14 protein-coding genes and 2 tRNA genes are annotated in these 21,766 nt (G+C 36.5%); 7 read left to right on the top strand and 9 right to left on the bottom strand.

Going from position 1 to position 21,766, the window contains the following annotated elements:
- Nucleotides 1–136 precede the first annotated feature (136 nt).
- The 3 genes from AAC147_RS06530 to AAC147_RS06540 all read left to right on the top strand — a co-directional run bounded on the left by AAC147_RS06530 (nucleotide 137) and on the right by AAC147_RS06540 (nucleotide 3,180).
- Nucleotides 137–1,219 (top strand): glycosyltransferase, encoded by a 1,083-nt coding sequence (locus AAC147_RS06530; RefSeq protein WP_047679710.1) that lies wholly within the window; start codon nucleotides 137–139, stop codon nucleotides 1,217–1,219.
- A gap of 51 nt (nucleotides 1,220–1,270) precedes the next feature.
- Nucleotides 1,271–2,020 carry a glycosyltransferase family 25 protein gene (locus tag AAC147_RS06535; RefSeq protein ID WP_052189403.1) on the top strand — a complete coding sequence of 250 codons (750 nt, stop codon included), beginning with the start codon at nucleotides 1,271–1,273 and terminating at the stop codon, nucleotides 2,018–2,020.
- 566 nt (nucleotides 2,021–2,586) lie between these two features.
- A complete protein-coding gene (locus AAC147_RS06540; protein ID WP_047679712.1) occupies nucleotides 2,587–3,180 on the top strand; it encodes a lytic polysaccharide monooxygenase in 594 nt (197 codons plus the stop codon).
- A gap of 162 nt (nucleotides 3,181–3,342) precedes the next feature.
- Here AAC147_RS06540 and AAC147_RS06545 read toward each other — a convergent pair whose 3' ends face one another.
- From AAC147_RS06545 to ubiG, 7 genes are all read right to left on the bottom strand, one after another.
- Entirely contained in the window at nucleotides 3,343–3,777 is a 435-nt protein-coding gene (locus AAC147_RS06545) for a lysozyme (RefSeq protein ID WP_047679714.1), read from the bottom strand.
- Nucleotides 3,778–4,446: 669 nt separating this feature from the next.
- On the bottom strand, nucleotides 4,447–4,899 hold the full coding sequence (locus AAC147_RS06550) for a hypothetical protein (protein ID WP_047679715.1): 453 nt from the start codon (nucleotides 4,897–4,899) through the stop codon (nucleotides 4,447–4,449).
- Nucleotides 4,900–5,709: 810 nt separating this feature from the next.
- On the bottom strand, nucleotides 5,710–6,483 hold the full coding sequence (locus AAC147_RS06555) for an N-acetylmuramoyl-L-alanine amidase (RefSeq protein WP_047679717.1): 774 nt from the start codon (nucleotides 6,481–6,483) through the stop codon (nucleotides 5,710–5,712).
- Between the two features lie 472 nt (nucleotides 6,484–6,955).
- Entirely contained in the window at nucleotides 6,956–7,222 is a 267-nt protein-coding gene (gene yfaE / locus AAC147_RS06560) for a class I ribonucleotide reductase maintenance protein YfaE (RefSeq protein ID WP_047679719.1), read from the bottom strand.
- Nucleotide 7,223: 1 nt separating this feature from the next.
- Nucleotides 7,224–8,354, bottom strand: a complete 1,131-nt coding sequence (gene nrdB / locus AAC147_RS06565) for a class Ia ribonucleoside-diphosphate reductase subunit beta (RefSeq protein WP_047679721.1) — start codon at nucleotides 8,352–8,354, stop codon at nucleotides 7,224–7,226.
- A 12-nt stretch (nucleotides 8,355–8,366) separates the two neighbouring features.
- A complete protein-coding gene (gene nrdA, locus AAC147_RS06570) occupies nucleotides 8,367–10,658 on the bottom strand; it encodes a class 1a ribonucleoside-diphosphate reductase subunit alpha (RefSeq protein ID WP_047679723.1) in 2,292 nt (763 codons plus the stop codon).
- Between the two features lie 359 nt (nucleotides 10,659–11,017).
- The gene (gene ubiG, locus AAC147_RS06575) at nucleotides 11,018–11,752 is read right to left on the bottom strand and encodes a bifunctional 2-polyprenyl-6-hydroxyphenol methylase/3-demethylubiquinol 3-O-methyltransferase UbiG (protein ID WP_047679725.1); all 735 of its coding nucleotides are present in this window, start codon (nucleotides 11,750–11,752) and stop codon (nucleotides 11,018–11,020) included.
- A gap of 179 nt (nucleotides 11,753–11,931) precedes the next feature.
- On the opposite strand from ubiG, the gene gyrA reads away from it, so the two are divergent.
- The gene (gene gyrA, locus AAC147_RS06580; RefSeq protein WP_047679726.1) at nucleotides 11,932–14,571 is read left to right on the top strand and encodes a DNA topoisomerase (ATP-hydrolyzing) subunit A; all 2,640 of its coding nucleotides are present in this window, start codon (nucleotides 11,932–11,934) and stop codon (nucleotides 14,569–14,571) included.
- Between the two features lie 240 nt (nucleotides 14,572–14,811).
- Nucleotides 14,812–17,700: a two-component system sensor histidine kinase RcsC gene (gene rcsC, locus AAC147_RS06585; RefSeq protein ID WP_072032490.1), complete on the top strand. Its 2,889-nt coding sequence runs from the start codon at nucleotides 14,812–14,814 to the stop codon at nucleotides 17,698–17,700.
- Nucleotides 17,701–17,789: 89 nt separating this feature from the next.
- Here rcsC and rcsB read toward each other — a convergent pair whose 3' ends face one another.
- Nucleotides 17,790–18,440: a response regulator transcription factor RcsB gene (gene rcsB, locus AAC147_RS06590; protein WP_047679728.1), complete on the bottom strand. Its 651-nt coding sequence runs from the start codon at nucleotides 18,438–18,440 to the stop codon at nucleotides 17,790–17,792.
- 8 nt (nucleotides 18,441–18,448) lie between these two features.
- The gene (rcsD, locus tag AAC147_RS06595) at nucleotides 18,449–21,148 is read right to left on the bottom strand and encodes a phosphotransferase RcsD (protein ID WP_047679730.1); all 2,700 of its coding nucleotides are present in this window, start codon (nucleotides 21,146–21,148) and stop codon (nucleotides 18,449–18,451) included.
- A gap of 212 nt (nucleotides 21,149–21,360) precedes the next feature.
- Between rcsD and AAC147_RS06600 the strand changes: the two genes are divergently transcribed.
- Nucleotides 21,361–21,448, top strand: a tRNA-Ser gene (locus tag AAC147_RS06600).
- Between the two features lie 6 nt (nucleotides 21,449–21,454).
- Nucleotides 21,455–21,530 (top strand) — tRNA-Thr (locus AAC147_RS06605).
- Nucleotides 21,531–21,766: the final 236 nt, after the last annotated feature.

The following is a 21,766-nucleotide window of genomic DNA, read 5'->3' on the forward strand; positions in this document are numbered from 1 at the left end:
ATAAGCACACCAAGCTACTCTGTTGATGGAGTAGGAGCATCAAATTTGACTGTTTGGACAGAATATGAATAGATACCTACAAACGCAATAATGTATACTCCCTACAATAGTACATGTTTAACTTGTTGAGATGAAAATGAATCCGAAAAAAATTTTTATTGCCGGATATAATGTAGGCGGGTTCGGTGAAATGGAAACTGTTTTTAATAGTTTTCATAGAATAATGTCATCATCTAAAGATGGTTATGATATATTATTCGTATTTTTTGAGGATAATTTTAAAAATCCTGACGATCAATGGCTTGGTGAGAAAAAATTCATTCGAATTAAATCGAATATTAGAAACACAAAATTAAGAAGAATACATTTTGCATATGAATTTTCAAAGTTAATATTAGAATATAAACCGGAACATATCATTTCTTACGATTCTTTAACATGTTACATATCACTATGGGCCAGAAGATTTTGTTTTAAAAATACGAAAATTTTTTCTTGGCACCATTTCACATTGCATGGGCTCTATAAAATAGAATATACATTATTAGCAGATAAACACTTATCCATAAGCTCAGGAATTTCCAAACAGCTTTACGATATGGGAGCCAAGCCCAATACAGTGTATACTATTTATAATCCTATCACGCCAAAATATGAAACAATCAGTCGTTCAGAAAATGAATATTCTTTTTTATATTTAGGCAGAATTAATTTCGATGGGCAAAAGAATTTAAAAGAATTATTTTTTTCACTTTCTGGAATAAAAGGAAATTGGTTATTAAATATTGTTGGTTCAGGAGATACCCAAGAAATTGACAAACTAAAAGAGCTAGCACATAATCTTAAAATTGAGGATAAAATTAAATGGCATGGATGGCAACAAACCCCCTGGAAATATATAATAGAAAATATTAAAAATGTAACCTGTTTATTGCTAACTTCATCTTATGAAGGTTTTGGAATGGTTCTATGCGAAGCAATATCCTATGGAATATATGTGATTAGCTCTGATTGTCAAACAGGGCCATCTGATATAATTAAAGATGGTATAAATGGAGAATTATATCCTTTAAATAATATAGATGCTTTATCTAATAAATTGCAGGCAATTGTAAATGGAAAGCAACTTCCTGATTATTCAACCATAAAAGAATCCATAACTGAATTTTATGATGATAAATATCATGACAGAGTTATCTCTGCATTAAATAAGGTATAAAAAAAGTATCATGCATGTAACCAATAATATTATCAATGGTGATAATAAGCTATGAAGATTTTCGTTATTAATCTAAAGAGTGAATCAGAACGTAGATTAGCCATGCAACAACAGGCTGACAGACTGAATTTAAATATCGAGTTTATAGACGCGGTATACGGTTCTGGCTTGTCAGATACTTATCTTTCTGAAATAGTATATGATTATCCTGGATGCAAATTAACCAAAGGAGAAATAGGTTGCTCACTAAGTCATTTGCTTATTTATAAGAAAATAGTAGATGAGAATATCCAACATGCACTAATACTAGAAGATGATGCAATATTATCTCAAGATCTAATAAATGCATTAAACGAAATAAAGTTGATTGACTGTGTGAGAAAACCAAATGTCTTTTTGCTATCACCACCAGAAAGTTATATAAAGAATATTAAATTAAAATCAAGAAAATATGATATTTATTCTATTTATGAAGCATCTGGGGCTTATGGTTATATAATAAACAATAAATCAGCTAAACAATTAATCAGAAGAATGTCTCCACTAAAATGGGAGTGTGATATGTGGGGAGTTTTTAGAATGCAAAGAATTGTTAACGTGTACTGTTTATTACCTTCCATGGTGTTTAATGGAGATACCAACAGTGTTTCTTCAACTTTACACAAAGAAAGAATTAAACAAAAAAAGCTCAGAGAAAATTATCGTCACTTATTAAAGAAAAAAGAACCTAATTATCGAATTAATAGGTTAAGGGATTTGATTTTTAAAAAATTATTCTACAAAATAGAAAAAATCATCTAAATACAAATAGAAGGCCTAATCCGGCTTTCTATTATATTCATATCTTCCATATGTATTAATCGTTCATCCAGATCTTTCCCATTAACCATGACGAATTTTGGCAATAAGTATTTCCTGCCATCAGCACTAAAATCAACACTATTATTACAACTTAATTCATATTTAATTGATTTCTGGAAAATACTAGAGTTTTTTATATTGTGTGTTTTGCTATTTCGATTTTATTATTTTTAATCAAATCATTACTTATTTCCCCACGTACTCTCATTTTCTTCTTATTTCGCTATTTCCCCCTCCTTGTTTCAGAAAGGAATTCTACCTATCCGCATTAAAATATATTATAGATAAATCAAAACATTTCCCATATGATTCTTATAAAGTTACTTAGAGTCTCTTTCTGTTATACTTCTATCATAATTTAAGTATTTATAACTTAATAATTTTACTATAAACATTTGTATGTCATTATGTCAGGTTAATTAAATTCATTAAATCTACTTAATATAATAAATATTAGTAAATTTACTTATTTTACAGTCAAGTACGGAAAAACAGGAAATTCAATCATGAACATTAAAAAGTCATTATTTTTAGTGGGATTGACGGCCTTATGTACAATCCCATTATCTGCTAATGCTGAAACCCAAAGTCGCCATGGATATATAGAGAGCCCTCCAAGTAGGGCTCTTCTATGTAAAAAAGGTATCAATAAAAATTGTGGGCCTGTCATGTATGAACCACAGTCTGTTGAAGGTCCAAAAGGTTTTCCTGAAGCCGGGCCACCTGATGGTCAAATTGCCAGTGCAGGGGTTGGGCAGTTTAAACAACTCAATGAACAAAGTGAAAATCGTTGGCATCATGTCCCTATCAACAAAGGCGAAAATGTATTTAAATGGCATTTAACTGCGCAGCATAGCACAACTTCATGGCAGTTCTTTATTACTAAACCTAATTGGGATCCTAATAAGCCTCTTACTCGTGCACAATTTGATCTCACTCCTTTCTGCTCACAAGAGGATAATGGAAAACGCCCGTCAAAAGAAGTTAATATAACGTGTGAAGTACCAAAACGCTCAGGATACCATGTTATTCTTGGCATCTGGACAATTGATGATACAGCTAATGCTTTCTATCAAGTTATTGATACTGATATAAAATAATATTGGTAATATAGTAATTATGTGCTGGTATTTTGCCAGCACATGCTAGTGACTGAAGTGAGTATCAGGTTAATTCATCGATAAATTATGTTGGTTAATAAAATGTTATTACTGATAAGTCCACATCATTATTTATCATATCTGGTATTGTTGGTAATAAACTTACGATAAAAACATTTCTTGTTCAGATTTTCTACGAGCAAGTAAAGCTGGTAGTTTATTCCCGTTAGCTTTATCCCATTTCAGAAATTCCTGTGCAGCTTCTTGATAATCACCTTGATTCAATTTTTTCAATAATGTCGAATGAATAAAGTTTCCAATTCCCACGTTAAAAATAAGCGAACATAAAGCATCAAATTGCCCTTGTGTTAAAGGCACTTTAACATATTGTTCTAATACATCATAAATAGGGTTTAAATCTTCACTCAACAATGCCTCTGCTTGTTGTTTTGTGATCACTTGCCCTGGCTCTACTCCTCCTGTGTGCCCATACCCAATTGTCCAAGGCTCACCCCCAGTAGCAGGATCAGGATATGCTTTTAATCTCAAACCTTCATAACTTTTTATCTTATTGATGCCATTTTCACTTATCTCCATAAGCTATCTCTCCAATAGTATAGCTTATCATCACACCCTATGGATAAAGTATAGACAGCAAAAAAAGTTCCTACGTCCATATCACAATACGGACAATAAAAAACAGTAAGATAGACTGAATACCTCTTCCCTAATTAATAAAAATCTCTTTTTTTCAATAAAATAAGTTAATTTTCAAATTTTTTTAAAATTTTAAAAAAATAATTCAATAAATACCTTGACTCTTTTCATTTTGAGCATAAAATGCCTCACAGAATCTAGATTTTCGTGAAGTAAATCACAATTTATAATTCTCAAGGAAAATCATCATGAAATCTGTAAAATCTTTCTTCTCCAATATACATTGCGTTGTCATTCGTCTGTCAACAAAACGCTTTATGTAAAAGGCTGTGTTAGCACAGAGAAGGCAAGCCAGTTCAAACACAATAACTGGCTTTTTTATTTTAACCTCGTCCGGATATTAGCCAACTTGCGCAGAGCTTTCGTTATTTGGTAATTCCTAAATATCCTGAACCATACAGCAACAAATGAGTATATTCCTTCAAGAAATATAACTGTTCAGCCTGCTCAAGTCAGTACAACTGATATAGAATAAAAATAATTAACTTGATAGATTTGATAATATATTTTAAAGAAGCATTACAGTATAAACAATCCTCTTAATATTTCTCATGACTGTTTGACACAATATTCTAAAGATAAAATATAAGCACCCTTTATACCAGGAATGTTTATTTTTGAAATAAAAAACTCATTTTTACCTGGCCTAAAATACCCTAATCCATGACCTTTTCCACCATATATTAAGGTATTCTCACCTATCTCTAAAAGTTCTTTTTTATTTAATATTCCAAATTGGGTTATAGGCATTAATGTAGGGCTAACAAAGATTTCTGGTTTTATTTCATGAATAATAAAGCTTGCATTCTTATAGGAAACTCTAACAGTATCCTGATTAGTTGGAAAAAAGTATAACCCATCATTTTTGACAGTGGCATCATTTAATTCTTTATTTACCTTACACAAGTACTCACCATCATGAGGTGATTTTGCTTCCGCAATATTACATATCATCGCTATTACCCCCATCACCACAACAATGACAGCCAACAGTCTCCCCATTTTAAGCTCCTGACAATCTTTGAACCAAACAGCCTTTGCAATGAATAGTAAAAAAACAGATAAAAAAACTTATACTATTAATCAAATATAAGTTACCTAAAGGAAAACATTTAGACTAGATGAACATTCATCAAAGAGCAAGGTAGAAACCAAATCACCAGAAAAATTTAATAGACTAAAACAAATAATTTTTACTTTAAACAAACTATCTAAGAAAAAAGATAGTGAAATTATCTCCCTTCTATTGAAATCAGTCATTAAACTAAAAAAATCAACCAAAAATTTCAATAATACAATTGATTATCTCTTCTAAAATATTCCAACCATTACTTTTACACAATAAAATACAGCAATATATGTGATTCAAGTAGAAAATTCCACCTGAGATAAATCTTATTTTACAAGTCATCACGTTTTTTAATAAAAATATTAAACTTACCGAGACTCTATAATCTAAATGAAAAATTTATCATCTTGAATGTCACCACTTAATTTAATTTCATAGAAAAAATACAACCTATTTAAATTAATAAATGTCAACAAAAAAGAACCCCTGATAATATACTGCAAAACACTTATCCTCTCCACCTTCCAGATTGTCGCTTTACTGGTGTCACTATTCTTTACCGCTCTTCCTCGGTCATATAATTATCTATATTCCTTCAGAGCCATTCCTTTACCATTAGCTGCATCTTAAAATTCATCAAGAATGTGTTTAACAAGAGGTAATTATCAGGGTGTTAATTATAGTTATTATTTATATTTTAGCTAGTTAGATATAGTCTTATCCCCCTGGAATAATAATATGTATTACCATTCCTTATTGAAATATTTCTCAACTAGAGCATATATAATTGCAATAGTTTCTATATCTGGGTTCCCATCATACTTTGATTGACGGAAGTGCATTTGAAATGCTTTAACCAAGCCTTGATATCCATTATTTTCATTTGCTCCAGAAATATCATAACCATACTGGCTGAATTTCTTTAAAATCTTATCTTTCTCAGGAAAAGATTGCTTAAACTCTTCAATATATTTTTGTTTAGTCTCTTCGTCATACCATGCACCAACCCCAGCTTCATACAATTCTTTCCAGGGAAAAGCAGGGCCTGGATCACTTTTCCTACCCACAGCAATATCAGAATGCCCGATAACGTGAGTTGGAGTAATATCTGGATATCGTTGCAGTATATTAATTGCAAGCTCTTTAATTGCATTAACCTGATCTGGATGATACGGAGGGAAAGTCATGACGCCGCAATCATCACTGGCTTCATTAACAATTTCAATACCAATTGCTGTATCATTCAAATTGTTTCGGCCTGACCAGCTACTGATTCCCGCATGCCAGGCTCTTTCAATTTCATCAACCAAATTAAATATACGTACTCCCTTGAACCCAGCTTCCTTATAAGTTTGATCATCTGGGTTAGGTACTAAATAATGCACACTAACTGATTCTCCTGTTAATGCCTCAATAGATTTCTTGAAATTTAAGGCAGTATAATGTATCACTAAAAATCGAGGACGTCGGTTAAAACTTTTAATTGAACGGTACGAATTATAATCAATTTTATACATGGTTATGCTCCTTACATTTTTCTTAGCTTATCCTATAGATTAAATTATATTTATCTTTTATTTTCCAGAAATTCTATAAATAGTTATTTGAAATCTATAACATACTTATATTCAGTCAATATTCACTGAAATATCTAAAATCACTTTTCTGATATATACAACAGGGGATTCAAGAGGTAATACAACAGCAAAGGAATGAACCCAAAGGTATATAGATAATTATATACTTGATACCAGATCAGATAGGAAGAATCAATAAAGAAGCAAATTAAATTAACATTATGAAAAAATTGATGTTCTGTGTATGTAACCACACAATTTTTTTCTTATTAGATCAGAAAGATAAAAGAATAAATAAGTGAACATATCAACTTATGATTCTGATATGTTCACAATTAAAAACAGGCTTGATATTGCAAAGCAGAAAGGATTAATAATCCTGGTTAGATAATAATTGTCATCCAACGATGAATTACAGCTCAATTTCGATATCAGAAAGGGGGTAGCAACTGCAAGGTAAAATTTCACCAACATTAACAAATGCCAACGGCTTACAAGGATACCCTACCTTCCCTTTCACTAACCTTACCCGGCAGGAACCACAATACCCCTCACGGCATTGATACTCAGTCTGAATGTTGCCTTGTTCTAAAGCTTCCAACAAGTTACTGTGCAAACTGGAAGAATAATAGAGAGATAATCCCTGCCCGGACGGCAGGGTAACTTTGTAATCAGCCATATCAGAGTTCGAAACCGCTGAGATCCTCAGTATTGACTTCCGAATCAATCTGACCGACCAAGTAAGAGCTGACTTCAACTTCCTGTGGAGCCACCTGAACGTTATCAGAAACCAACCACGAATTTATCCAAGGAATTGGATTCGAACGTGTTTCAAATGGCAACTTCAAGCCCACTGCCTGCATGCGAATATTGGTAATATATTCAACATACTGGCACAAAATATCTTTGTTCAGACCAATCATGGAGCCATCTTTGAAAAGATAATCCGCCCATTCTTTCTCCTGCTCTGCCGCCTGCACAAACAGGTCATAACATTGCTGTTCACACTCTTGGGCAATTTCTGCCATTTCAGGATCATCTTGACCAGAACGCAGCAAGTTCAACATGTGCTGAGTACCTGTCAAATGCAAGGCTTCATCACGGGCGATTAGTTTAATTATCTTCGCATTTCCTTCCATCAATTCACGTTCAGCAAAAGCAAATGAACACGCAAAGCTGACATAGAAACGAATTGCTTCCAATGCGTTAACACTCATCAAACATAAATAAAGCTGTTTTTTCAGCGCACGCAGACTAACTGTTATTTCTTGACCAGCGACGCTATGCATACCTTCACCTAACTGATGATAGTAGCTGGTCATTTCAATCAGATCGTCGTAATACTTCGAAATGTCTTTCGCTCGCTTCAAGATCTGCTCATTTGCCACAATATCGTCAAATATAACCGCAGGATCATTAACAATATTACGGATAATATGCGTATAAGAGCGCGAATGGATTGTCTCTGAAAACGACCATGTTTCAACCCACGTTTCTAATTCAGGAATCGAAATCAATGGTAGAAACGCTACATTCGGGCTACGCCCCTGGATAGAATCCAGTAATGTCTGGTATTTCAGGTTACTGATAAAAATATGCTTTTCGTGATCTGGCAACCCATTGAAATCAATGCGGTCACGGGATACATCAACTTCTTCTGGACGCCAGAAAAACGAGAGCTGTTTTTCGATCAGCTTTTCAAAAATAGGATACTTTTGCTGATCATAACGCGCTACGTTCACAGACTGGCCGAAAAACATCGGCTCCTGTAATTGATCATTTTTTACTTGTGAAAAAGTGGTATAGGACATAGTTTCCTCAAATCAAATTTTACACGCGCCGCCTTCACAATCGGAATCAGCAGATTCAACAACTTCTTCCAAATCATCCTGAACATCTTCCGCACCATCACGGGTGTTGTGGTAATACAGTGTCTTCACACCATATTTGTAGGCGAGCAGTAAATCTTTCAGCAATTGGTTCATCGGAACTTTGCCATTAGGGAAACGCGCCGGATCATAGTTAGTATTAGCAGAAATTGATTGATCGATAAATTTCTGCATGATCCCCACCAATTGCAGATAGCCATCAACGCTAGGCATTTGCCACAGTAATTCGTAAGACCTTTTCAGGCGATCATATTCCGGTACAACCTGACGCAAGATACCGTCTTTTGATGCTTTAACACTGACGTAGCCTCGCGGTGGTTCAATACCATTAGTCGCATTGGAAATCTGCGAGGATGTTTCTGAAGGCATCAGTGCTGATAAAGTTGAGTTACGCAGACCATATTGCAGAATATCGCTACGTAGTGCTTCCCAATTCATATGCAACGGTTCGCTGGTTAACGCATCCAGTGATTTTTTATACGTATCAATCGGCAGGATGCCCTGCGAATAAGTAGTTTCACCAAACCACGGACATGCTCCCTGCTCTTTAGCCAGCGTATTAGAAGCTTTCAGCAAATAGTACTGAATGGCTTCAAATGTTTTGTGAGTCAGGTTATTGGCACTACCGTCAGAATAACGAACACCGTTCTTCGCCAGATAGTAAGCAAAATTAATTACGCCAATGCCTAGTGTACGACGACCCATTGAACCCTGCTTGGCAGCAACAAGCGGATAGTCCTGATAATCCAGCAGAGAATCCAGTGCACGGACAGCCAAATCTGCCAATCCTTCCAACTCATCCAGATTTTTAATAGCACCAAGGTTGAAAGCAGACAACGTACACAACGCAATTTCGCCATTTTCATCGTTAATATCGTTCAACGGCTTGGTTGGCAGTGCAATTTCCAAACATAGGTTAGATTGACGAACAGGTGCAATAGCCGGATCAAACGGGCTATGTGTATTACAATGGTCAACGTTTTGGATATAAATACGTCCAGTTGAAGCACGTTCCTGCATCATCAAAGAGAACAGATCTACTGCTTTAACACGCTGTTTACGAATATCACTGTCATTTTCATACAGAGTATACAGACGCTCAAATTCATCCTGATCAGCAAAGAAAGCGTCATACAAGCCAGGCACATCAGACGGACTAAACAGAGAAATTTCCTGCCCTTTGATCAAACGCTCATACATGAGTTTGTTGATCTGCACACCATAATCCATATGGCGAACACGGTTACCTTCAACACCACGGTTGTTTTTCAGTACCAACAAGCTTTCTACTTCCAGATGCCATAGTGGATAGAACAACGTCGCAGCACCACCACGTACCCCCCCCTGAGAACAGGATTTCACTGCTGTCTGGAAATGCTTATAAAATGGAATACAGCCAGTATGGAAAGCTTCACCACCACGGATTGGACTACCCATTGCGCGAATACGACCAGCATTCACACCAATGCCCGCACGTTGAGAAACATATTTGACAATCGCACTGGATGTTGCATTGATAGAATCAAGGCTATCGCCACATTCAATCAGAACACAGGAACTAAATTGACGGGTTGGTGTACGGACTCCTGCCATGATTGGCGTTGGCAACGAAATTTTAAAAGTAGAAACCGCATCATAGAAACGGCGAATATAACCCAGGCGCGTTTCTTTCGGATAAGTGGAAAACAGGCATGCCGCAACTAAAATGTATAGGAACTGAGCGCTTTCATAAATTTCGCCAGTGACACGGTTTTGTACCAGATATTTTCCTTCAAGCTGTTTAACCGCTGCATAGGAAAAATCCATATCACGCAGATGGTCAATAAAACTGTTCATTTGCTCGAATTCTTCTTTGGAATAGTCTGCGAGCAAATGTTTGTCATATTTACCTAACTCAACCATACGTACAACATGGTCATATAACGCAGGCGGCTCAAACTGACCGTAAGCCTTTTTGCGCAGGTTAAAGATGGCTAAACGAGCGGCCAGATACTGATAATCCGGAGCATCACTTGAAATCAGGTCTGCCGCGGCTTTGATCATGGTTTCATGGATATCAGATGTCTTAATGCCATCATAAAATTGAATCTGGGAACGCAGTTCTACTTGTGACACTGAGACATTTTTCAGACCTTCAGCAGCCCAGGTGACAACCCGGTGAATTTTATCAAGATCAATTTGTTCTTTATGTCCATCACGCTTGGTTACTAGCAGACTCTGGTTCATGAGGAAATACACCTTCTCTTTTCGTATTTCACCTATAATTGCCTTTCCTGATCGTTGATAGCACGATGCCCTCAAGATGACTGAAAATCCGTTGGGAGCTAGTAGCAGTGAAACGTCCAGAAACACAATATATAGGGGGTAAATAAAACTGTAATAACAAGATAATGTTAATTTCGCGTTTTATCAAGTGTACAAGATCAGGAAGTTTTGTGGATAACTTGAGGATTAATTTTGCCGAAAAGCCGATAACCTGCGTAGTTACTTGATGTTACTTTCGCAAACCTATCGGCAAAAACCCAAAAATAAAATCTTAAAAATAAGATCTATTTGTTGCTTTATTAATCCCTTAATTGATTCTGTTAGGCTGATCGGGTATGAAGCATGTAGTTCACATCCACATTGTGTCCAAGCCGGAATTTATCTGTTAACGGATTGTAATGTAAACCGATAATATGTTGATCTTTCAGCGAGGTTTTATCCAGCCAGCTAATTAACTCTGAAGGGCGAATAAATTTTTTCGCATCGTGTGTCCCTTTTGGCACCATATTTAAAATATATTCTGCACCGATGACAGCAATTAACCATGCTTTTCGATTGCGGTTAATGGTTGAAAAAAAGACATGACCACCAGGTTTAACTAATTTGGCACACGCACGAACGACAGATTCTGGATCTGGTACATGTTCAAGCATTTCCATACAGGTTACTACATCATAGGAATGTGGATGTTGCTCAGCATGGCTTTCTACCGTTTCCTGCACATATTTAACTGATATACCAGATTCCAATGCATGCAGCCGGGCAACTTGTAGTGGTTCAAAACCCATATCCAGACCGGTCACATCCGCTCCTTCATAAGCCATACTTTCTGATAGGATCCCACCACCGCATCCAACATCTAATACTTTCTTATCGAAAAGACCCTCAGCCCGTTGCAGGATATAGTTCAAACGCAATGGATTAATGCGGTGCAATGGTTTAAATTCACCATCAAGATCCCACCATCGGGAAGCAACAGCTTCAAATTTTTCGATTTCCTGTTGATCCACATTAGCGTGTGATTGAATGAGTGAATCGGGGGTTTTAGCGTTCATCAGCAATATCGCTCCTAGGGGCTGGTTCACAGAAAATGTAACAGTATTATGGGGATGTGTGATAAGAAACTATTATACACATCTTAATCCTGAAATACCCGCATCTGGTTTTTATAAAACTGTCAATTTGTGGTATAATTCTAAGCCTTTGAATTCGGAGTATGAGGGACAGTGGCTCCATGAGCGACATTGCCAGAGAAATCACCCCGGTCAATATCGAAGAAGAGCTGAAAAGCTCATATCTGGATTATGCGATGTCCGTTATTGTTGGACGTGCACTGCCAGATGTTCGAGATGGACTGAAGCCAGTACATCGCCGTGTACTTTTTGCGATGAATGTATTGGGAAATGATTGGAATAAACCCTATAAAAAATCTGCCCGCGTTGTTGGGGATGTGATTGGTAAATACCATCCACATGGCGACACCGCTGTTTATGACACGATTGTACGTCTGGCACAGCCATTCTCCATGCGTTACATGCTGGTTGACGGCCAGGGGAACTTCGGGTCAGTTGATGGCGATTCTGCGGCTGCGATGCGTTATACCGAAGTACGCATGGCAAAAGTAGCCCATGAATTGCTGGCGGATTTAGAAAAAGAAACTGTTGATTTTGTGCCTAACTACGATGGTACAGAGCAAATTCCCGATGTAATGCCAACCCGTATTCCTAACTTACTTGTGAACGGTTCATCAGGGATAGCGGTCGGCATGGCGACTAACATCCCACCTCATAATATATCTGAGGTGATTGATGGCTGTCTGGCCTATATTGATGATGAAAACATCAGTATTGAAGGCCTAATGGAATATATCCCAGGGCCTGATTTCCCAACAGCGGCCATTATTAATGGGCGTCGCGGTATTCAGGAAGCCTACCGTACCGGTCGCGGTAAAATTTATATCCGTGCCCGTGCCGAAATAGAGACTGATGATAAAAATGGCCGTGAAACCATTATCGTCAGTGAAATCCCTTATCAAGTAAATAAAGCACGCCTGATCGAAAAAATCGCTGAACTGGTGAAGGAAAAGCGTATTGAAGGGATCAGTGCATTACGCGACGAATCCGATAAAGATGGTATGCGTATCGTTATCGAAGTAAAACGCGATGCTGTCGGTGAGGTTGTCCTGAATAACTTGTATTCACTCACCCAATTGCAGGTTTCATTCGGTATCAATATGGTTGCTCTACATCAAGGACAACCTAAGCTACTTAACCTGAAAGATATTCTTTCTGCATTTGTCAGCCACCGCCGCGAAGTTGTCACTCGCAGAACAATTTTTGAACTCCGCAAAGCTCGTGACCGTGCTCATATCCTTGAGGCACTGGCTATTGCACTGGCAAATATCGATCCTGTGATCGAACTGATCCGCCAAGCTCCAACGCCTGCTGAAGCTAAAGCAAGCCTCATTTCTCAAGCATGGGAATTAGGCAATGTTGCAGCAATGCTGGCACAGGCTGGCGATAATGCTGCACGTCCTGAATGGCTGGAGCCAGAATTTGGTATTCATAACGGTAAGTATTACCTGACCGAACAGCAGGCACAGGCCATTTTGGATCTGCGTTTACAGAAATTAACAGGTCTGGAGCATGAAAAACTGCTCGACGAATATCGTGAACTGTTGAAAGTCATTGCTGAACTGTTGTTCATTCTGGAAAGCCCGGAACGTTTGCTGGAAGTCATTCGGGAAGAGTTACTTGCGATCAAAGAACAGTACAAAGATAAACGTCGTACTGAATTGACTGAGAATTCTGCAGATATCAATATTGAAGACCTGATCAATCAGGAAGATGTTGTGGTAACACTATCCCATCAGGGTTACGTGAAATACCAGCCATTGTCTGATTACGAAGCACAACGCCGTGGCGGTAAAGGTAAATCAGCAGCGCGTATCAAAGAAGAGGATTTCATTGAACGTCTGTTGGTCGCCAATACCCACGATACTATTCTTTGCTTCTCTAATAAAGGCAAGATGTATTGGCTGAAAGTTTATCAACTGCCAGAAGCCAGCCGTAGTGCCCGTGGCCGACCTATAGTTAACCTGCTGCCATTAGAACAAGACGAACGTATTACGGCCATTCTGCCTGTCCGTGAATATGAAGAAGGATTGAACATATTCATGGCGACAGCAAGTGGAGTTGTCAAGAAGACTAAACTCAGTGAGTTCAGTCGTCCGCGTAGTGCCGGTATCATTGCAGTTAATCTGAATGAGGGAGATGAGCTGATCGGCGTTGACCTCACTGATGGCAGCAACGAAGTTATGCTATTCTCTGCACAGGGTAAAGTTGTCCGCTTCCTTGAAGAAGAGGAAGAGACACTGGAAGATGGTACGGTTCGGGTGAAAGGCGTTCGCGCCATGGGGCGTACTGCAACCGGAGTCCGTGGTATCAAACTGGCGGAAGGAGATAAAGTTGTTTCCTTGATCATTCCTCGTGGAGAAGGTCAAATCCTGACAGTCACTGAAAATGGTTATGGAAAACGTACTACCCAAAAAGAGTACCCAACGAAGTCTCGTGCAACTCAAGGCGTTATCTCTATCAAAGTCAGTGAACGTAACGGTAACGTGATTGGGGCAATTCAGGTTGAACCAACTGACCAGATCATGATGATTACTGATGCGGGAACACTGGTTCGTACTCGTGTTTCTGAAGTCAGTACTGTCGGACGTAATACTCAAGGGGTCACTTTGATCCGCACGGCAGATGATGAAAAAGTCGTTGGTTTGCAACGTGTTGCTGAACCTGATGATGAAGAGGATGGCAATACAGCAGCCTCTTCCGTCGATGAAGGAAGTAATGGATCAGAAGGTCAGGAATAATATTCGCCTTTTCCTGATTCATCCATAAAATTATACTCAATGAATTTCGGATTGCAGCCAATAAAGCTGCAAATCTGAAAGACCCACAAAAGTATTAAAAAAGCAGGCATTTTAATGCCTGCTTTTTTGTACCATTTTTTTCAAAGAATGCCGGATACAAAATGCTGCTTTGTATTCCCTGCTACACTAGTATATGCTGTTAACAGTTATTATTAATCACGTTTTTTATCAGGCGACCTCTTGAGATATCTATCTTCATTCCGAACATCACTAAAGATATCCCGCTACCTTTTTCGGGTGCTTGGTGTTATGTTATGGGCATTAGGTGCCTTATTAACCAGTTTTTATCTGGCAAATCTTTTTAATAAAGCTAAATCAGACATCCGTCAAGAATATAATTCTGATTACGATATAATGTTCTCTTATGTGCGGGAAACTACTAATACCTTACACGACCTTCAATATATGGCAGAGAAATATTTATCAGAAGAGAATAAAAAAATTCTGACTATTAACCCACCATATAATAACTCACAATTTTTGTATACGCCTCTGAATATGAACTCAAATTGTGAACTACTACGTAATGAACCTTATAATTATTTACATGCGTTAAATGATCTGTTTTTTTTCTGGAAAGATAATGTTGTGATGCCACAGGGAGTAAATCAAATTTTTTTGATAGACGTCCAAAGTATGTGCATGGTGAATTTTCCAATTCGTGGTGCAATAACAGAACCTGATACGCTAAAAAAGATGGTTTATGAAAATTACCGCCAGTTAGTATTCCTGCAACAACAGGGAAAAGAACAGAATATCTATTGGCTTGCGGTGGGTACAACCCCAGACAACGGTAGCTTTTATATTCTTTCCCCTATTTATAGCAATGGAAAAATGGTCGCAATGATAGGTGTCGAACAAACGCTCAAGCTGGAAACCTTTTTACAAAGACCTAATACAGATGCAACAATAACATTACTTAATCAGCATAATAAGCCTGTATTACATTATCCTTTAAAAAAGGATAATAAATCTTATCCCGTAGATTACAATATACAGATCCCTTACTTTGGCTATGATGAAGATTATAGTCACTTAGTGTTAAAGAGGCGTTTGGCTCCATCATCATTCAGTGTTATATATTCCTTACCTCTAAAAAATATTTTTGATGATTTCAAGTTAAAAATCATTAACAGCCTTATTTTAAATACTATCTCTGCAATTCTGATCTTTTCTTTCATTTGGCTGTTCGAACGTAAAATGTTTTCCCCTGCTGAAAATAATGCTCTTCGCCTTGAAGAACACGAACAGTTCAATCATAAAATCGTTGCCTCTGCTCCTGTTGGCATTAGCATTTTACGGATCAGTGATGGTGCTAATATACTGAGTAATGAACTTGCGCATAACTATACTCGAATGCTGACGCTCGAAGATCAAAAACGTATCATTGATATCATTTGTGATAAAACCAGCAGCTATATTGATATTGTTACTAGTAATAATAATCATCTACAAATTAGCTTCGTACATTCGCGTTATCGCAATGAGGAAGTGGCAATCTGTGTTCTGGTTGATATCAGTACCCGGGCTAAGATGGAGAAATCATTACAAGAGATGGCTTCAGCCGCAGAGCAAGCCAACCAAGCGAAATCAATGTTTCTGGCAACCGTTAGCCATGAATTGAGAACACCACTATATGGCATCATTGGAAATCTGGAATTATTACAATCTTATCCATTAGCATCAGAAGCTGCACGGTTATTATCAACAATGAATAACTCTTCATCACTATTGTTGAAAATCATTAGCGATATTCTCGATTTTTCTAAAATAGAATCTAACCAACTTAAAATTGATGTTAAAGAATTTAGCTGTAAAGAGGTCATATCACATGTAATCTCAAACTATCTTCCTCTTATAACGAAAAAAAATCTGGGATTCTACTGTTACATCAACCCAGATGTTCCTGACTATATGAATAACGATCCGGTAAGATTGCAACAAATTATTTCTAATCTACTTAATAATGCCATTAAATTTACAGAAATTGGCTGTATTGTCATATCCGTTACAGTAAGATATGGCTACTTGTATATTAGTATTAAAGATACAGGATTAGGAATCGAACATAAATTACAAGAGCAATTGTTCGAACCATTTTTTCAGACCAGTGCCAATAAAGAGAATGCATCACAAGGAACAGGGCTAGGTTTAGCGATTTGTGAAAAACTAATTAATCTGATGGATGGTGATATTGAATTTGTATCACAACAATACGTTGGTAGCATTTTTTCTATCCGGCTTCCTCTATATAATGCAAAATACGATAAGGAAAAATATCATGCTAACACATTTTCTCCAAACCATATTCAACAGAAAATTATATTGGCTGTTCGAAATGATTATTTAGAAGAATATCTGTATAATCTTTTGACAAGAGCACATTTTCAAATTACTGCGTTTAATGAAAGTCAAATCGACGGTACTGAATTATTAATCAGTGATCAACCTATTGAATTGGATATTGCCGTTCGTTATTTTATTGAAATATCAGAGAACCATATTGGCTCACCAGAAAAGACTCAAAGTAATTACTGGTTACATAACACTTACCAAATCAGTGATTTTGTTTATTTCATTGATGATTTGTTATCCAATAATAGTCATACACTCCAATCCCCCGTTTCGGAAAACTCTATCAAAACAGATGATAGATTAAATTCAATTAAAGTTTTAGTTGTTGATGATCATCCCATCAATCGTCATTTATTGGTCGAACAATTAAATTCTCTAGGATTCAAGACAGAAATGGCCAACGATGGTATAGATGCGATTGAACATCTGGAAAATAATACAACCGATATTATCCTGACAGATGTTAATATGCCAAATATGGATGGATATGAATTCACAAAATATTTAAGAAATAAAGGGTATAATAAACCAATTATTGGTGTCACAGCTAATGCAATGGCAGAAGAAAGACAACGTTGTGTGGATGTCGGTATGGATTATTGTCTATTGAAACCTGTATCACTAACAAAACTGAAGGATACATTAATAGAATATTTACCTGAAAGATACCAGACAGTAGTTCATCAACAAGGAAAAAAGCCTCTAAAAGCATAACCAATTGGATTAGATGATAGTGCTTATTTTATAATATAAGATCGGTAATCTTAATCACCGATCTTACACTCAGAAAAGATAACTATTGGTTATTTAATCATATCATTATCAATAGTGACTGAAGATAAATAATTAAGTAATGCAATATCGTTATCAACTCCCAGTTTGATCATCGCTGATTTTTTCTGGCTACTAATGGTTTTTATACTGCGATTAAGTTTCTTAGCAATATCTGTAACGAGAAGGCCTTCAGCAAATAAACGCAGTACTTCACTCTCTTTCGGAGATAAACGTTTATCTCCATAACCGTTAGCATTAACTTTCTCCAACAATTTAGAAACACTTTCAGGAGTAAATTTCTTCCCTTTTTGCAGTGCAGTAAGTGCCTTAGGTAAATCTGTTGGTGCTCCCTGTTTTAACACAATCCCCTCAATATCAAGTTCAAGTACTGCACTTAAAATAGCCGGATTATTATTCATCGTAAGAACGATGATAGCCAGTGTCGGATAATGGCGTTTAATATATTTTATCAAGGTGATGCCATCACCATATTTGTCGCCGGGCATTGACAAATCCGTTATGAGAACATCTGCTTCTATATGTGGCAAACTATTAATCAGTGTAGTCGAATTTTCAAACTCACCGACAACATTAATCCACTCAATTTGTTCAAGTGACTTGCGGATGCCAAATAAAACAATGGGATGGTCATCAGCAATAATGACATTAAGGTTATTCATATTATTGGTTACCTTGGCTGCAACAGCTTTGTGACAAAGGAATCAATACGGCTGATGCTACTTTTGATTTCTACTTCATTATTGTCTGCTATGTGTTGTTCCAACGCCTCACATGATGATTTGAGCAATTTAAAGTCTAACATAGCAAACGCACCCTTAAGGCGGTGTACCGTTTGCGAAAGTGATATCAAGTCATATTGTTCCATATCAGTATACAGTTTAGTAATATCCATCGGTACTGTCTCTACAAATAATTTCCTATAATTACTGCCTACTAACTGTGTTTGATAACTTTTGAGGGTATTACAAATATTACTATCGACATTATCAACAAGATCCCATGCTTGTTGCGGACTCCCGTAAACTTCTTCGGATTCAACTAAACTGAAATCTTCTTCAATCAGTAACGATATCGCATTGATAACAGCACCAGCAAAATTGTAATTACACTGAACCAAACCAGGTCTCATCTTCTTAAACCCTATCAAATTACCTACTAATAATATAGTTGGCTTTTCTACTTTGTACTGTCTGTCAGTAAGAATGATATCGTATTCTTCCTTAACACTCTCTGTACTCTTGTCAAAATATATTGCTCCATAATTATCAAGATAATTATGGATTATTTTTTTAATTTCGGGGTTACTGATATCGATTAGTGCTATAATACCGTCCAATAGCTGAGGGGGTTCAACATGTTCACCGTATTGAGGAAGAGGTAAACTAACGATATAATGTGTCCCCAATCCCTGCTTACTTTTAATTTCAAAACTCCCCCCCATTTTTTGGCACAATTGATTACATAAATAAAAAACCAACCCAGAATTTGTATAATATTTATCTTCTGCCAATTTATTCAAGAAGGGATAATTTAAGCTGGCAAGTTCTTTATTACTTAGACCTGAACCACTATCAATTAACTCAATCTGTATATGATTATCGTATTTACCAGAACTATTGACACTAAGGGATATTTTACCATAACTGGTTGTTGTGATAGCATAATTTAATAATAATAAAACTATTTTATTTAATGCTATTCCATCGCCAGAAAATACTGACTCATGAGAAATATTAAAATAATAATAAATCCTCAATCCTTTAGAATTTAGTGTTGGTAGCGATAATTTCAATATATTCTCCAATTGTGAAGATAAAGAAAATACTTCATTAGCTGGCTGCCAATCACCAGATTCTAATTCACTGAGCAAAGAAATATTTTCAATCCACTCTGTGATGAATTCTGATTTAAGCAGTAACTTATCCAGCAAACTATACTTATTTTCATCTTGTGATATATTTTTCAATCGGATAGCTATATCATTCAACTCCTGAATCGGCTTTTTTATTTCAGAATTAATATTCTGCAACATTGAACGTCTGGCGTATACATTTTTATCATATTCTCGTTGAGCAAGTTGTAACCGCTTACTCACCATAACTTCTTGATCTCTATCCTGCAATAAGAATAAATAAGTCTCTGGCAATAAATTACTGCTATACATTTTTACTTCGTAAACCGCATCTTCAATGGATGTCTGAATGACACCATTATGTTGTTCTGCCATGATTTTAACTTTGCCCAAATCAAGATAAGGCATCAGTTTCTCTGCAATCTTATTACTACTGATCAACCGATTTGATATAAAATCGTAAACCAATAATCCAATAGGAATATTAGAAATAATATCATTCCCCAGAGAGTCTTTTATTTTTAGCTCTTGATCCATTGATGCATTAGGAGTGATATATCGACGACGAATATAAAGTAATCCACTGAATGAAAATAGTAAGAAAACCAATATCGAGAGTAATAACCAAATATTTCTGATCAAGAAATCCACAATAAGTGCTTTTAGAGGAACCTGATATACCAATTTATACTGCATAATATTAAGTGGTTGAGAAAACTCCAGCCAAAAACCGATTAACGAAACATCAACTTTATCTGTCTTCTCAACCTCATATTCGTTATTCGAATACAACCGAAAATTTGCTGGTAACATATCAACCGACAAAAGATTATTAATAGGTAAATCAAAGGCAATAACTGTAGTTAATTGCCCTGGTGAATTGAACACAGCTTTATAAGTATAGTAATAAACATTCTCACCACGTAATACGTGAATGGGGGAAATACTTTCCTTTTCATCCAATGTTATTGATTGTGCCAACATTTCAGAACGTTTAATGTCAGAAGTTAGAGTCAGATAACTTTCTTTAAACCTGATTTCCGGTTTTAAAATAGGATGTGTAGTTACCAATAGTAAGTTGTTATCCTTTCCATTGAGATAATACATGGATTCATATTCATTACGTGATCCCCAGAGAATTTCAAGATAGTTAGATAACCTCTGAGCCAGTTGAACACTAGAATCGTTGTAACGACCAAAAACAATTGCATCGATATTTTTGTTATGACTTTCCAGCCAATAAACATTGGGACGCAACTCTAACGGTGATGCAACCTCCTGTGAGGAGGATGGCTGAATATTAGACTGTTCGAAGATACGACCAGCATGATAACGATAATCTTCGATCTGCAATCGCATCTTGGCCGTTACACTACTGATAGCATATTTTTTCTCCGTCAGCCAACTATCAAAATAGTTATACCCGAATAAAAATAGAGAAGTAAAAAGCAAAATAATAAACAGCGCGTAAAAACGGGGAACGACAGATGGCTTAATAGATGCTTGTTTATACATTCTTTGGATGGCTGCCTTTAATGTGGATATATTTGTGGTTAATTTTGAATCAACTCGAAGTTAACTAATTTATTGAACTGTGATAATACTAGCAGGTTAGAGGATAAAAAGGCCATTAGCGTTCGAAGATTGAGCAAGCAGTAAAAAAATCATAATTTTTTCTTTTTAAGGGCTAGACACATTCCAGAGATATAGGCATAATCTCGCGCCATGGAAGGATGGCCGAGCGGTCGAAGGCAGCGGTCTTGAAAACCGCCGATGGGAAACCATCCTAGAGTTCGAATCTCTATCCTTCCGCCAAATTTCGCCGGCTTAGCTCAGTTGGTAGAGCAACTGACTTGTAATCAGTAGGTCACCAGTTCGACTCCGGTAGCCGGCACCATACAAGAATAACCCGTTATCTCAGGATAACGGGTTTTTTCTTTTTTGTTTTTTCTAACTTCTTGATCAGGTTCAATTTTTCAGTCGGACGCTGACAAAATACAAACATAAGGCTAAAAACACGGGTATCTCAGTGCTAATTATTTTAGCAACAGGGATGAGCTATCGAGCAGATATATAAAGCAGTCATATACAGGATCTTAAAAATTAAGCCTTGCAAAACACGCTTCCAATGTC

Source organism: Xenorhabdus sp. NBAII XenSa04, from assembly GCF_963866145.1.
GTDB classification, from domain to species: Bacteria; Pseudomonadota; Gammaproteobacteria; order Enterobacterales; family Enterobacteriaceae; genus Xenorhabdus; species Xenorhabdus indica.